10 protein-coding genes are annotated in these 13,783 nt (G+C 44.9%); 6 read left to right on the plus strand and 4 right to left on the minus strand.

Annotation, left to right across the window (positions count from 1 at the left end; all coding sequences use genetic code 11):
• The first annotated feature begins 207 nt into the window (after window positions 1–207).
• Window positions 208–2,514, plus strand: coding sequence for a YgiQ family radical SAM protein (locus OCU90_RS11205; protein ID WP_004736506.1), 2,307 nt, complete (start codon window positions 208–210; stop codon window positions 2,512–2,514).
• A 124-nt stretch (window positions 2,515–2,638) separates the two neighbouring features.
• On the opposite strand, the gene OCU90_RS11210 is transcribed toward OCU90_RS11205, so the two are convergent.
• Genes OCU90_RS11210 through OCU90_RS11220 form a run of 3 tightly spaced genes read right to left on the minus strand, consistent with a single transcriptional unit; the run spans window position 2,639 to window position 5,593 of the window.
• Window positions 2,639–3,103: a GtrA family protein gene (locus OCU90_RS11210; protein WP_061021737.1), complete on the minus strand. Its 465-nt coding sequence runs from the start codon at window positions 3,101–3,103 to the stop codon at window positions 2,639–2,641.
• Window positions 3,090–4,577: an ArnT family glycosyltransferase gene (locus tag OCU90_RS11215; protein WP_017094459.1), complete on the minus strand. Its 1,488-nt coding sequence runs from the start codon at window positions 4,575–4,577 to the stop codon at window positions 3,090–3,092. The genes OCU90_RS11210 and OCU90_RS11215 overlap by 14 nt, the downstream gene beginning before the upstream one ends.
• Complete coding sequence (locus OCU90_RS11220) at window positions 4,574–5,593, minus strand: glycosyltransferase family 2 protein (RefSeq protein ID WP_004736502.1); 1,020 nt, start codon at window positions 5,591–5,593, stop codon at window positions 4,574–4,576. The genes OCU90_RS11215 and OCU90_RS11220 overlap by 4 nt, the downstream gene beginning before the upstream one ends.
• A gap of 125 nt (window positions 5,594–5,718) precedes the next feature.
• Here OCU90_RS11220 and OCU90_RS11225 point away from each other — a divergent pair, with 125 nt between their 5' ends.
• The 5 genes from OCU90_RS11225 (at window position 5,719) to OCU90_RS11245 (ending at window position 10,829) form a co-directional block, all read left to right on the plus strand.
• Complete coding sequence (locus OCU90_RS11225; protein WP_029405876.1) at window positions 5,719–6,396, plus strand: response regulator transcription factor; 678 nt, start codon at window positions 5,719–5,721, stop codon at window positions 6,394–6,396.
• Window positions 6,393–7,691, plus strand: coding sequence for a sensor histidine kinase (locus OCU90_RS11230; RefSeq protein WP_061021739.1), 1,299 nt, complete (start codon window positions 6,393–6,395; stop codon window positions 7,689–7,691). The genes OCU90_RS11225 and OCU90_RS11230 overlap by 4 nt, the downstream gene beginning before the upstream one ends.
• A gap of 161 nt (window positions 7,692–7,852) precedes the next feature.
• Window positions 7,853–8,794 carry a pyridoxal-phosphate dependent enzyme gene (locus tag OCU90_RS11235; RefSeq protein WP_061021741.1) on the plus strand — a complete coding sequence of 314 codons (942 nt, stop codon included), beginning with the start codon at window positions 7,853–7,855 and terminating at the stop codon, window positions 8,792–8,794.
• 215 nt (window positions 8,795–9,009) lie between these two features.
• Window positions 9,010–9,747 carry a dienelactone hydrolase family protein gene (locus tag OCU90_RS11240; protein ID WP_061021743.1) on the plus strand — a complete coding sequence of 246 codons (738 nt, stop codon included), beginning with the start codon at window positions 9,010–9,012 and terminating at the stop codon, window positions 9,745–9,747.
• Between the two features lie 176 nt (window positions 9,748–9,923).
• The gene (locus OCU90_RS11245) at window positions 9,924–10,829 is read left to right on the plus strand and encodes a MalM family protein (RefSeq protein WP_061021745.1); all 906 of its coding nucleotides are present in this window, start codon (window positions 9,924–9,926) and stop codon (window positions 10,827–10,829) included.
• A gap of 90 nt (window positions 10,830–10,919) precedes the next feature.
• Here the strand turns inward: OCU90_RS11245 and OCU90_RS11250 are convergent, their stop codons facing one another.
• Window positions 10,920–13,733, minus strand: coding sequence for a glycoside hydrolase family 3 protein (locus OCU90_RS11250; RefSeq protein WP_061021747.1), 2,814 nt, complete (start codon window positions 13,731–13,733; stop codon window positions 10,920–10,922).
• Window positions 13,734–13,783: the final 50 nt, after the last annotated feature.

Below are 13,783 nucleotides of genomic sequence, written 5' to 3' on the forward strand. Positions count from 1 at the left end.
GTCAGCATTATCTGCAAAATGGCGAAAGACATCAGAACTAACAGGGGCATGTTCTACTGGCTAGTCTAGGCTCATGCCGCTATAATTCCCGCCTCAAAAATCAGAGGTTGAAATATGTACAGCGATATCACTCCTATTCATGAACACAAAAAATACTGGGCCGAGTGCTACGGAACAGCACCCTTTTTGCCTACCAGTAGAAAGGAGATGGATGCTCTTGGATGGGATAGCTGTGACATTATTATTGTAACTGGTGACGCTTATGTCGATCACCCGAGCTTTGGTATGGCTATCATTGGCCGCTTGCTTGAAGCTCAAGGTTTCCGCGTGGGCATCATTGCCCAACCAAAGTGGGACAGTAAAGATGCCTTTATGGAACTGGGTCGACCTAACCTATTCTTCGGCATCACAGCGGGTAACATGGATTCCATGATCAACCGCTACACCTCTGATCGCAAACTTCGTCACGACGATGCTTACACACCAAACAATGAAGGTGGCAAGCGTCCTGACCGTGCAACTCTGATTTATTCTCAACGTTGTCGTGAAGCCTACAAAGGCACGCCAATCGTTCTTGGTGGTATTGAAGCAAGCTTACGTCGCGTTGCGCACTACGACTACTGGTCTGATAAAGTTCGTCGCTCTGTATTGTTTGATGCAAAAGCAGACATTCTTCTTTTCGGTAACGCTGAGCGTGCACTGGTTGAAGTGGCACACCGCATTGCCGATGGCGAAGACATGTCTACGCTGACCAATATCCGCGGTACTGCTATCAACCTGCCTGCAGCGCCTGAAGGTTACAAAATTATCGATTCTTCTCGTATCGAAAAACCGAACAAAGCCTACGTTCCGGTTAACCCGTACGAAGTAGAAACACAATGTGATACCAAGAAAGATGAAAAAGAAGAAGTAAAGGCGCAGCCAATTACTATTCGTCCTTCTCGTCACGATGCAAAAACAACCGCGGTTCGTATCCCTGGTTTCGAAAAGCTCAATAACGACCGTATTCTTTACGCTCATGCTAGCCGTATTCTGCACCTAGAGACTAACCCGTATTCAGGTCGTGCTCTTATTCAACGCCACGGTGACCGCGAGCTATGGGTAAACCAAGCGCCAATTCCTCTTGCAACTGAAGAGATGGATTACGTGTTTGGCCTTGCTTACAAGCGTGTTCCTCACCCTATGTATGGCAAAGCGAAAATTCCTGCATACGACATGATCAAGACCTCGGTTAACATCATGCGTGGTTGTTTTGGTGGTTGTTCTTTCTGTTCAATCACAGAGCACGAAGGTCGTATCATCCAGAACCGTTCGAAAGAATCGATCTTGGATGAAATCGAAGACATTAAAGATAAAGTCCCTGGCTTTACCGGTACCATTTCTGACTTGGGTGGCCCAACGGCGAACATGTATCGTCTAGGTTGTTCTGATCCTAAAGCTGAAATTAACTGTCGTCGCCCATCATGTGTGTTCCCTAAAATCTGTGAAAAACTGAACACAGACCACCAGCACACCATTGATCTTTACCGCTCAGCGAGAAAGGTTCCGGGCATCAAGAAAGTAATGATCGCATCAGGCGTTCGTTATGACCTTGCGATTGAGTCTCCAGAATACGTACGTGAGCTTGTGACTCACCACGTTGGTGGTTACTTGAAGATTGCTCCAGAGCACACTGAAAAAGGCCCTCTGGATCTGATGATGAAACCGGGCATGGGCACTTACGATCGTTTCAAAGAGATGTTCGAGAAGTACAGCGCTGAAGCGGGCAAGAAACAGTATCTAATTCCTTACTTCATCTCTGCTCACCCGGGCACGGAAGATGAAGACATGCTTAACCTTGCGTTGTGGCTGAAAAAGCACAACTACGAGTGTGACCAAGTACAGAACTTCTACCCATCGCCAATGTGTAATGCGACGTCGATGTACTACTCAGAGACTAACCCTCTGAAGCGCGTGAAATACAAAAAACGTGAAGATGTTCCAGTGCCTAAAGGCGATCGTCAACGTCGTCTGCATAAAGCATTGCTTCGTTATCACGATCCTGAAAACTGGAAGATCATCCGTGAAGCACTGATCAGCATGGGCAAAAAGCACCTAATTGGTGACAAAGCGAACTGCTTAGTGCCTGAAGAAGACTTTGAGGCTCAGACACCGGCACAGCGTCGTAAGTCTGGTCGTCACGGCTCGCAACGTTTTGCAACTAAGCACAGTAAAGCTCAACCGGGTCTTGGCGGCGAAAGCCCACGTAACCATTCTAAGCCTGGTGGCAATAAGCCTAAACCGGGTGGTAAGAAGCCAACAGGTAGCCAAAGCAACGGCAATCAGGGCAACGGGAAGCAGAACGGTAATGGTAATAAACCAGCGACTGGCTTCATCAAAAAAGCCCCTGCTAGTCAGCAATCTCAAGGCAATGGCGGCGGAAATGGCAAGCCAAACCGCAACAAAGCGGGCAATGGTCAAGGTGGTAAACCAGCAAGTAACGGAAAGAATCGCCAGCGCGCAACACAGCGTTAATATCGCGAGCCGATTTACTTCACTATCGTAAAAATACAAAGCGCAGCTATTTAGCTGCGCTTTTTTGTGTCTGTTACCGATGACTAACTGAAGGTTTTACTTGGCTAATTGATTGTAAGGGAGCTTAACGGGTGAAGACCCAATACTGACTAAACAAATAGTTAGTGACCATGCCCACCAAGATACCAACGGCCATGGCAATAAATACAGCCCCAGTAAATGCAGGAAGCAATTCAGTCATCAGCTTAAAGCACAGCAAATTAGGTATCGCCGATATCGATGCGGAAAACATGAACTTTTGCCACTGAATCAACTTCTCTGACCAACTACCTTGCCCTTTGAAGTCAAAAGTTAGCACTCGATTACCAAACCACGTTGTCGTTGCGGCTGCAATGAAAGATCCTATCCTTGCACTCATCAAAGGCAGCCCAACGGCATAATGCAGTAACGCAAACACTAAGCAATCAACAGCAAACCCACCAACACCAACCACAGCAAATCGAACCACCTTGTGGTGGGACTGTAACCTCTGACTGTGCGTTTGAAGCTTGTTGTTGAACATTCGTAACCCCGAGTTAACGCTGAACATCGCTGCCACTTTGAATATGACTCAACGATAGATTTGGCTTGATGCTTGAGCTATGACAGCTGAATAAAGCACGCTTTATTTTCACCGTTGGCTCTAGAATACACGTTAATGCGTTCTCTTTAATCTTGGTTTCCACTTCAGATCTTTTACCAATCAGATAGAACTTATCAATGCCATCTATCTGCTCGATATCGAGAAGTCTTTTCGCTTGACCATGACTGTAAAATTGCCCAGAGAATGGTCGTTTACCCACGTAAAAGCTTGGCGCAGAATCCGTAATCTGTTCGAAAATAATACGGTCACTTTTCTCGTTCGCCTTTCCGAGATTCAGGTAGACCATCGCGATCATTAGCAACACAGGTAGAACCAAAGCCACGCTCGAGAACCACTTCTTATCTTTTTCCACTACGAGTATAGCAATCAACAAGCCAAGGGCTGGAATACCTGGTAGGACGTAAGCTGGGAGAATATTGCCCGCCATAGTGAAAAGAATCAGAGGTGAAATCAACCAACAGACAAGAAATGAAAACAAGCCGCGATTTTCAATATTAATTTCTGCAATTTTCTTACGTCGAGCAAATGCCAATATAGGTAATACAATCGACCACGGCGCAGCCGCTTGAAGCCAAAACAGCCAGATCATGCCTCTTGCTTGGTCATGGGCAGAACCGTATAAATCGCCCTCCCAGCCACTCACAACAAAACGCTTAAAGTGCTCGCCAACAATAAAATAATCAATAAAGCCCGGTGTTGCCATTTCAGCCATGATGTACCAAGGCAAAGCAATCGCTAGCATCACACCCAAGCCAGACAACAATGGAAAGCGTTGCCAAAGCACTTTGAAAGCGCCAAAGAAGCCATGTTGTAATACTAACCAAGGAAAAACTGCGATACCCATGATCACAATCGCTACTGGCCCTTTTGCAAGCAAGCCTAGTGCTAAGCCAATGAAACCAACATAACCCCAAGATCGATTAGTCTTCACACTGCCTTCACCTTTCCAACCTTCTCCTCCTAGCCAACACAAGTAGAAGCCTAACATGGCAATGGTCATCGATAAGGTTAATGCTATGTCTGTCATCACAGCGCCCGCGGCAATAGAGAAAATACCGCATGTCGCCAACACTACCGCGGCAACCAACGCACTTTGCCCAGTTCGCTTCGCCATGTAAGCGGTTAACAAAATTGTCGCTACTCCCGCTAACCAGTGAGGTGCACGAACAGCAAACTCATTCAAACCAAACAGCTCAATACCAGCAGCACTCATCCATGTGAACAACGGTGGCTTGCCCCAAAAAGGAATGCCGTAATCAAACTGAGGTGTTAACCAATTGCCGGTTTCCACCATCAAGCGAGCCATTTCTCCATAGCGCGCCTCCGTAGTATCCATTAACGGATAAGTCGCCAAAGATAGGAGTCTTAAAGCCAGTGCAAAAGCCAACAAATACCATAGGTGCGTTCTGTTCAGGCTCATGCTGACTCCTCTAATTTGAAATGTGTTTTTAATGCAGGTGTATCGACCACCGATTGGATCAGATACAAAGGACGATTCTTGGTTTCAATGAAAATACGACCTATGTACTCACCCATTAAACCAATACTCAGGAGTTGAATACCGCCAAGGGCAAGTTGCACGACCATCATTGACGGGTAACCCGTGATAGGCTCACCAAACATAATGGTTTTGAATACGATGAAGACGCCATACACAAAAGCAGTAAGCGCCACTAAACCACCAACGGCCGTCGCAATACGCAGAGGTCGGATAGAGAACGAGGTAATCCCATCCATCGCCAAACCGATTAATTTAAGGTAGTTCCACTTAGTCTCACCACAGAAACGAGCATCACGCTTAAATTGGAGCGTCGCTTGTCGGAAGCCCGGCCATGAAAAAATGCCTTTCATGTAGCGGTTACGTTCTGGAAGCTGATTGATATGGTCGACAACTTCTCGGCTTAACAGTCGGAAATCACCCACATTCTCAGGAACATCAATCTTCGCCGCCACGTTCATTACTTTGTAAAAGCTCGCTGCTGAAAACTTCTTAAACCATGTTTCACCGTCGCGCTGGCTACGCTGCATATTGACGACGTCATAACCTTCGCGCCACTTGGCAATCATTTGCGGAATCAACTCAGGTGGATCTTGTAAGTCAGCGTCTAGCAAAATCACCGCTTGTCCACGACAGTGCTCAAGGCCTGCGCTCATCGCTGATTCTTTGCCAAAATTACGGCTTAAACCGATAACAGAAATTGAGCTATTGATTGAAGTGAATGAACTCACCAACTCCAAGCTGCTGTCTTTGCTACCGTCATCGACATAAACGATTTCACTCTTGATGGGTAAGCTATCAAGCACCTTGGTAAGGCGAGAGTGAAACTCTTCCAATACCTCTTGTTCATCGTAAAAAGGCACAATGATAGACAGAGAAACCGCAGGGTTGATCTGCGATGTAGATATCTTAGGGCGGCTTATATGAAGTTCAGACATAATACGTTCTTCTATTTTTTAATCTGAATCCAATCTACCCTCCCATAAGTGAAAGTTATGTTATTGACATATTTTTCACGCTCACTCAGGATAATGTTACCGTCTATTTCTGTATGAGAATCAAAATGAAACGAGTTCTATTAGTCGAAGATAACCGTGAAATCGCAGGTGTCTTGTTTGATTATTTTGAGTGTATTGACATGGAACTCGATTATGCGGACAACGGCGAACTCGGCCTGCAACTCGCGTTGGAAAACTCATTTGATATCATCATATTGGATCTGATGTTGCCAAGAATGGACGGCCTCACGGTTTGTAATAAACTGCGAGACCAAGGCAACGCGACACCTATTTTGATGTTGACTGCGTTAGATAGCCGCGATGATATGTTAAAAGGGTTTGAGCATGGTGCCGATGACTATCTAACCAAACCTTTTGATTTGGATATTTTGGAAGCCAGAATGAAAGCGCTTGTTCGTCGTTACCGAGGAAAAGTGGCTTCTTCTAAGCTTCAGTTTGATGAACTCACCATTGATCAAAAAACCCGTAAAGCCTACCGTAAAGACAAACTGCTCGCGCTTAACCCAACCACTTACACCATCCTTGAGATGCTGTGCCAAAAAGCACCTGAAGTAGTGACTCGTGAAGATATTTCCTACAAGCTATGGCAAGAAGACGAACCCAACAACGATGTGTTACGTAGCCATATCTATCAACTGCGTAATCAACTCGACAAGCCTTTTGACACCCCAATGCTGATTACCGTTCCTAAAGTTGGATTCCGTCTGGAGCCATCGAATTGATTTCAAATGTTCTGACAAGCACCAAAACCCTCACAGGCCGCCTAGCGCTTTTCTTTGGGTTGATGGCCGTGATTGTGTCTGCATTCGTCTATGTCGTTTTTGTTGCCGGGTTGTATATGTCAGAAGACCGGGTCGGTGAAAGACGCATCCTGATTGACCGAAACTATGCTGTCGAACTCTTTCAAGCTGGCGAGAGCGGTGCAATACGTATTGACGGTCTCACCATGGCGTACAATGACCTGTCATTTGTACCAAAAGAGTACACACCTTATATAGAAGGTAAGGATAACTTCCTTGGTGAAGTCGGCGACGAGCCGGAATCACGAATGATCTATGTGGGAGAATACTCTCATGAAGGTAAAACTTACCCGATCATCCTTATGTCTGAGATAGATCGCGTCGAATTTGATACCTATGAATTGGTATACGCCATCTCGTTCGTGTTGGTGCTGTTATCCATTTTGATATTTAGCTTTGGCACCTTACTCTCTCGCCTTTCCAAACGACTGATTGAGCCTTTCAATTCCCTATCTGAGCAACTCAACTCGAACAAACTCGACCTAGGGGAGGAGTTTGATGTCAGTGAAGGTGCAGCTGTTGAGTTTCGTCAGTTAACAGACCAACTCAATCAATACCGTAGAGAAATCAATTCCTTGATCAAACGTGAACAGGCGTTTGCTCGTTATTCAAGTCATGAATTAAGAACCCCACTAACGGTCGCTCGTGGTGCGAATAAATTGCTATTAAGAAGCGAAACAACGGAATTTCAATCTCGTCAGGTTGAGCGCATTGATGAAGCCATTATCCAGATGTCAGAAATGGTCGATGCCCTACTCGGTTTAGTTCGTTATGAAAGAAACAGTGACGATGCACCGCTGCGCTTGTTTAGTCAGCAAGAGTTAGAAGCTATCGTTTCCAAGAATTCATTACAGGCGGATGAGAAGCAAGTCGAGATATCCCTACACATTCAATCAGAGCCGACCATTCAAGCCACCAGCGCGATCATGAATATGTTGGTCGGCAACTTATTGAGGAATGCCATTGCAGCGACCAATAGTGGCACTGTCACGGTTACCCTGTCCGAACAGAGTATTGTGATTGAAGACCAAGGTGAAGGCCTTCAGGAACAATACAATCCGAATGGTCATGGATTAGGTTTATTGATTGTCGACGACTTGTGCCAACGCTTCCATTGGGGCTTTGAGTTGGTCAATCGCAACTCTGGAGGGTGCACTGCCAGAATCGCCTTTCAGACAGATTCAACCTCATCTAAACAAGCATCTACAAAAACATAAACATCAACTAGGTCAGCACCAAATAAACTCTTAGTGCTGTACTCAATATCCGACGAAAACTTGATTTAGTTGGTTTACAGCACTTGCAGGCTACTGGATACTTGTTAGTCCTATTTGAACTAAAAATGCTGGCTTCTTAGTCAGCATTTTGTCTAAGCGCGATGAAACTAAATAATAGCCCTGTAACTCAACATCAATACAACGACCACACCTTTTTCTTAAAGCGTGACGATCAACTCCACTCTCACTTTTGCGGCAATAAAGCACGAAAGTTCATGAAGCTACTCGAAGACGAACACCCGAATACGACAACCTTAATCAGCTACGGTTCTGCGCAAGCTAACTCTCTATTCTCACTCGCTGCACTTGCAAAAATTAAAGGCTGGACGCTTGAGTTTTACGTTGACCACCTTCCTCAATGGCTACAAGAACGTCCAATCGGCAATTACCGTGGCGCTATAGACTTGGGCGCTAAGGTTATTTCAGTCAAAGAGACGGGCTCTGAGCTTCATCCTCAGGAGTATATTGAGCAAATAAGACAGCCAGATTCTCAGTGCATTGTATTGCCTGAAGGTGGACGCTCTCAGCTTTCTGAATACGGCGTGAAGCAACTGGCGATGGAAATACTCAGCTGGACGCGTTTCGAAAACAAACACGATTTCGTGGTCGCACTACCAGCAGGAACCGGCAGTACGGCTCTGTATCTGCATAAGCATTTAAAAGTGCACAACATCCCGGTGTTAACCTGTGCGTGTGTTGGCGGCAGCGACTATTTAACGCAGCAATTCAATGAACTTGGCGAATCCGATCACCCACAGATCTTACCGCTCAAAACCAAGCACCACTTTGGTAAGTTGTATCAACAGGACTATCAAACCTGGTTGGATCTACAAGAACAAACGGATATTGAATTCGACCTACTCTACGACCCATTGATGTGGCAATGCCTAGAGCGATGGCAAGAAGACAACCCAACCAAAACCGTCATCTATATCCATCAAGGTGGCATCTTAGGTAATGAGTCGATGTTGCCGCGCTATCAACGTAAGTATCCAGAGATGAGCATTAGCAAAACCAAAACCAAAACCAACGCATCTTGGTAATTGTTTTCTTTATTCCCCAGTTTAGCTATTCAAGTTTTGGTAAGCTGAGAACATCACAAAACAGCCATCGTACTCCCTCTCGATGGCTATTCATCAGTAATAGCCTCCTGCTATCCCTGCCATACATTTCAAGTTAAAAACAGAAATCTGGCGAGAATCATCGCGTTATCTATACTTTCGATTGGAACGTCAATTGTCATCGAAAGGAATCACGCATGCGAACAATCACTACGCTCGGCCTGTTTTCAGTTTTACTGCCCTTCTCTGCGATTTCAGGAGAAAACATCACTTACCAAGTCGATAGTATGGATTACGAAGGTTATTGGAGTGAGGCCAGTGACCAAGCGCCTTTGGTGCTGCTAATTCACGATTGGGATGGCTTAACTGATTACGAAAAGAAACGTTCTGAGATGCTCAACGAACTCGGTTACAACGTGTTCGCCATCGACCTATTTGGTAAAAGCATTCGCCCGACCGAAGTGAAAGACAAAAAACAACACACAGGCGAGTTGTATAAAGACAGAGAAAAAATGCGTGCACTACTTAATGCGGGAGCAATGGAAGCGAAAAGGCTTGGTGGTAACTTAGATAACAACGTGATGATGGGTTACTGCTTTGGTGGCGCTGCCGTTTTAGAAGCCGCTCGTGCGGGCATCCCATCAAAAGCTTATGTTACCTTCCATGGCGGTTTATCGACACCTAAAGGACAAGACTACTCTCAGACCAAAGCTCCGGTTGTCGTGTTCCATGGCACAGCAGATTCTATGATTACAATGGAAGATTTTGGCAGCCTTGCCGCTCAACTTGAAACAACCAAGGTTTCGCATGAAATGATCACCTACAGTGGTGCGCCACATGCCTTTACCGTATTCGGCTCAAACAACTATCAACAAGAAGCTGACCAAAAATCCTGGGAACGCTTTACTCAGTTGTTAAGTTCGGTATCTCGTTAACGTTCAATCTAGGTAACAGCTCAACGGCAGCCTGTTACCTAATTCGTACTAATTATTAGCGAGTATTTCTTTAAATTTGGCGTCCGTCACTCAAAAAGAAAGCGCTTTCTTGTAGTGTATCTCTATTATCAATTAAGCACTCTGAATCTGATATGCTTTTTTAACTGTGAGAAATTATGAAATATTTAGCAATACTACCAGCGGTATTCGCACTAAGCGCCTGTTCAACAGTGACAGAGTCACCGGTTAGCTACCACAAAACTTCTCCGGGGCTTGAGTCACTACAAAACAACGAAAACTGTTGCGAAAGCCTGAGTACCATTCAATATCAAAGTGTTACGAATCCAGAAGAAACATCTGTTTCGATCACCACAGCAAGCCCTAAGATCGAGTTCAAATCTGGCCGCTCCTTTTCTGGAGGGCTAAAGCTTCCTACAACACTAGATACTATTCGTTTTTCAATGACTTCAAATGCTAATTATTCAGCATTCGTTCCGTCACTTTTGGTCTTAGACAAAAATTACCAGCCGCTAGATGTCATTGGCAATGAAAGTATTAAGTACCAACCACTTAGCCTGCTTGATGGTGCACAATATGGCGCACAAATAGAACTGCAAGAACGTTACTTAAACGGCGAGGCTCCTGCTTACTTAGTCGTATTCACAACCAGCGAAGCACTCGCGGAAACAACTCCTGTCGAAAAACCAAGTGATATGGCAATACGTTCTGGCGATATCCAGGCAAACATCGCTCACAATACGGACTACGCAATCCCCCACTCTGCGATCGGAAAAGTCTCTTTTGATTTTGAATTCACAGCAGTAACCACTGTTGTTGAAGAACAAAATCGTCAAAAGCGAGTTCAACAAATTATTCCTGAAGCAACCGCAATAAAGTCTGATCTATTAACGGAGAACCCCTTAAACCAGAAAGAGGTTTATAGCACTCTTATTGAAAACTCAGTTTCATCGGGAGACTTCAGCGCAGCACTGACTTACGTTGAAGAATCTGAACGACTAGGAATTGAAGGGATGCGAAACACCTTTGTTGACGCGATGAAACAATATCAAAAAGCACAATAACCTATCCTAAAAGCAGTCGCTTATTTTCCTCTTATTCCACATCCATTTTTGGTGAATGAGAATTCAATACACGACTGCTACTTCTGAACTCTACTCGGGTATAAACGTGAATTCTAATTGCTCTAATTCTAAGCCTAATTTGATGAATTCAATATCCAACGAATAAAAGCCTTTATCAAGCTTAACGGACAGCCCCTCAACCGAAACTGCCTCGCCATTAGTACCATTCACTGATAGAGACATCGCATACACCTTGTTGAGACTCAAACTACACGCAGATTGAGCCAAGGTACCGCTATCGTAATGAACAATACCCGTACATCGATACACGCCTGCATGCTTAACGTCCAAGACAATGCTCCGGTTTTCTTGGGTATTAAGTGGTAGCACTGTTACATGTTGCTCGGTAGTAAGCTGACAAAAATCACCATCAATCTTGTCCTGATACCTGTCTGAGTTTTTCGTCGAGTCAAAGCTCTTAATCGGATCAAACGTAACTAAGGGTCTATCCATTGCTGGAGATTCCATGATAAAGCGGCAGATATTGATCGCGCTTCTTTGCAACTCACCTAACGTTAATCTCCCATCCTCAAGTGATTGTAAGGTATCGTCGTTTGATGCGTTACTTTCAGCGCCATCGTGCTCAACGACCATATACAGATCATTTTGAGAGCGAAGCATAAAAGATGTGTAACTTCGGCTTTCAGAACCACCTTTGATTGGGTCATTCATTTTTGCCCACCAATCCGTCATCACTATCCCTTTGTAACCCCACTCCTTTCGAAGAATAGTAGTATTAAGGTCGTAATTAGATGCAGCCCAGTGACCATTAATGGGGTTGTAAGCGGTCATAATGCTTGAAGCTTGCCCTTGCCTTACCACTATTTCAAAAGGCCTTAGATGAATCTCACGGAGCGCTCGCTGAGAAACCACACTATCAACATCAAATCGTCCAGTTTCTTGGTCGTTTGCAACCAAATGCTTGATAGTACCGGACACGCCTGCAGATCTAAGCCCAGAAACCTGAGACGCCGCCATAGCTCCGGTCAAAAGAGGATCCTCAGAAAAATACTCGAAGTTTCGCCCGTTCAAAGGGTGACGATGAATGTTAATCCCAGGGCCAAGCAATGTATCAATATGATTGGCTTGCATCTCTTTCCCTACTAAATGAAACAGTTGTTCATTCAGTTCTGTATTCCATGTGCAGCCCAATAGCGTGCCAATCGGGACTTGTGATGCTTTGTGTCCACTATCCATTCGGATACCCGATGGGCCATCAGCAGCCGCAACAATAGGGATACCTAAATCAAACAAGCTTGGTGATACGCCACCAAAAGCCGCAGCCGTGCCAGGGGTTACCTTGGGGCTGCACATACCTTCCCCACGAACAATTGTCGCTAACTGCTTTATAGTCATTTGCGAGATAAATTCGTCAATATCCGCCTGTCCCTGCTTCACATCAAGCAACTTGATCCCCTTATCGTCACTAAAAGGAATCAAAGCAGGGAGTTCACTGAGGATACGCTCGCTCAAATCTACGCTTCGTAGTGGTACAGATTCATAGTCGCAACTGTAAACCCCATTTTGCCCTATCTCTTTTGGAACGAGCCTTTTAAAAGCGGTGACGGGTGCCAGAGCTTCCGTTAGTTGCTCAACAACTATTAGCTCATCAACTGTTATGCTTTCGTCAACCAGCCTTGCTTGTCGAACGCTGCCTCCCAAATAAAACTGATATTCCCCGGCTTCAAGCACATAGCTATTTGTGTGGCCCGTCTTACCACTATCATCAAATGACGCTAACGAAGATAGAAGAAATGAAACCTTCACACGTGCTGTTTCGTTTGGAGCCAAAGTGGGTGTTTTTGCAAATCCTGTAAGTGCTCTAGATGGCTTCCCCAGCTGACCTTGAGGCGATTCAACATACAGTTGAACAACATCCTTACCACTGTATTTTTCGCCTATGTTTTTAACTTCAATATCGAATACCAACTCTTGTTCAGAGCCGGACCCAAGAATCGTTAATGCATTTAATTTATTGGAAAATTTGGTGTAGGAAAGTCCGAAACCAAATTCAAATTGAACGGCTTTTGGGTTAAAGGTTTCAAAGTATCGGTACCCAACATAAATATCTTCTTGGTACAGGTTGCGCTCTTTGTTTCCGAAACTAGCGCTGGAAGGATAATCAGATAAAGAGTGCGCAATAGTGTCTGTCAAACGTCCACTTGGGCTAACATCACCAGATAAAACATCAGCTAATGCATGCCCACCTTCCATCCCTGCAGCCCAGTTATATAAAATCGCCTTGAGCGAACTTGCACCTTTTAGTGAGCTTACCCATGACATATCAATAATATTGGTCACGTTCAGTATCACAATGACATCATCAAAATGTTCGGTCACTTTCTCCAACATTTGCATTTCGAGCGCGGTTAAATTGTAACTACCTTGCTGCTGAGCATTATCTTGATCCTCACCCGCCGTTCGCCCGATAAAAACAACGGCTTTGTTCGATTTAGCAGCTGCATCAATAACAACCGAATTTGAAAGCGGCATTTCAGCTTGAAACCAAGGCTCTGCCGCCCAACCACCGCCACCATCATTAAATGGATTCTCCTCAACCCAACGTTTGTATATCTCCACCAAACGATCATTGATATTGATCTTTGGGTGTTCACTTAAGCCATGCAATGCGTTTATTGCATACGGAACATTTACAGCTCCACCCGATCCTGTGCCACTTCGATAAGTGTCAATTTGGCAGCGACCAAACAGAGACACCGTGTCATTAGGCTGGAACGGCAGTACTGAGTCACTATTTTTTAGTAGCACGATGCCTTCTGCAGCAGCTTGTCGGCTTACTGGTGCAAGCTGCTTCTGTGCTTCGAGAATTTCCACAGTATTCATTTTGAGTCCTACTATTTTTTTACTTAGAGCAAAAATTTGACCTCTCGCTC

It is taken from the genome of Vibrio splendidus (assembly GCF_024347615.1).
In the GTDB taxonomy this organism is placed as follows: Bacteria; Pseudomonadota; Gammaproteobacteria; order Enterobacterales; family Vibrionaceae; genus Vibrio; species Vibrio splendidus.

Coding starts and splice junctions, on each gene's coding strand:
- OCU90_RS11205 (WP_004736506.1), top strand. CDS start 208: ATGGATGCTCTTGGATGGGATAGCTGTGACATTATTATTGTAACTGGT.
- OCU90_RS11210 (WP_061021737.1), bottom strand. CDS start 3,103: ATGTTCAGCGTTAACTCGGGGTTACGAATGTTCAACAACAAGCTTCAA.
- OCU90_RS11215 (WP_017094459.1), bottom strand. CDS start 4,577: ATGAGCCTGAACAGAACGCACCTATGGTATTTGTTGGCTTTTGCACTG.
- OCU90_RS11220 (WP_004736502.1), bottom strand. CDS start 5,593: ATGTCTGAACTTCATATAAGCCGCCCTAAGATATCTACATCGCAGATC.
- OCU90_RS11225 (WP_029405876.1), top strand. CDS start 5,719: ATGAAACGAGTTCTATTAGTCGAAGATAACCGTGAAATCGCAGGTGTC.
- OCU90_RS11235 (WP_061021741.1), top strand. CDS start 7,853: ATGAAACTAAATAATAGCCCTGTAACTCAACATCAATACAACGACCAC.
- OCU90_RS11240 (WP_061021743.1), top strand. CDS start 9,010: ATGCGAACAATCACTACGCTCGGCCTGTTTTCAGTTTTACTGCCCTTC.
- OCU90_RS11245 (WP_061021745.1), top strand. CDS start 9,924: ATGAAATATTTAGCAATACTACCAGCGGTATTCGCACTAAGCGCCTGT.
- OCU90_RS11250 (WP_061021747.1), bottom strand. CDS start 13,733: ATGAATACTGTGGAAATTCTCGAAGCACAGAAGCAGCTTGCACCAGTA.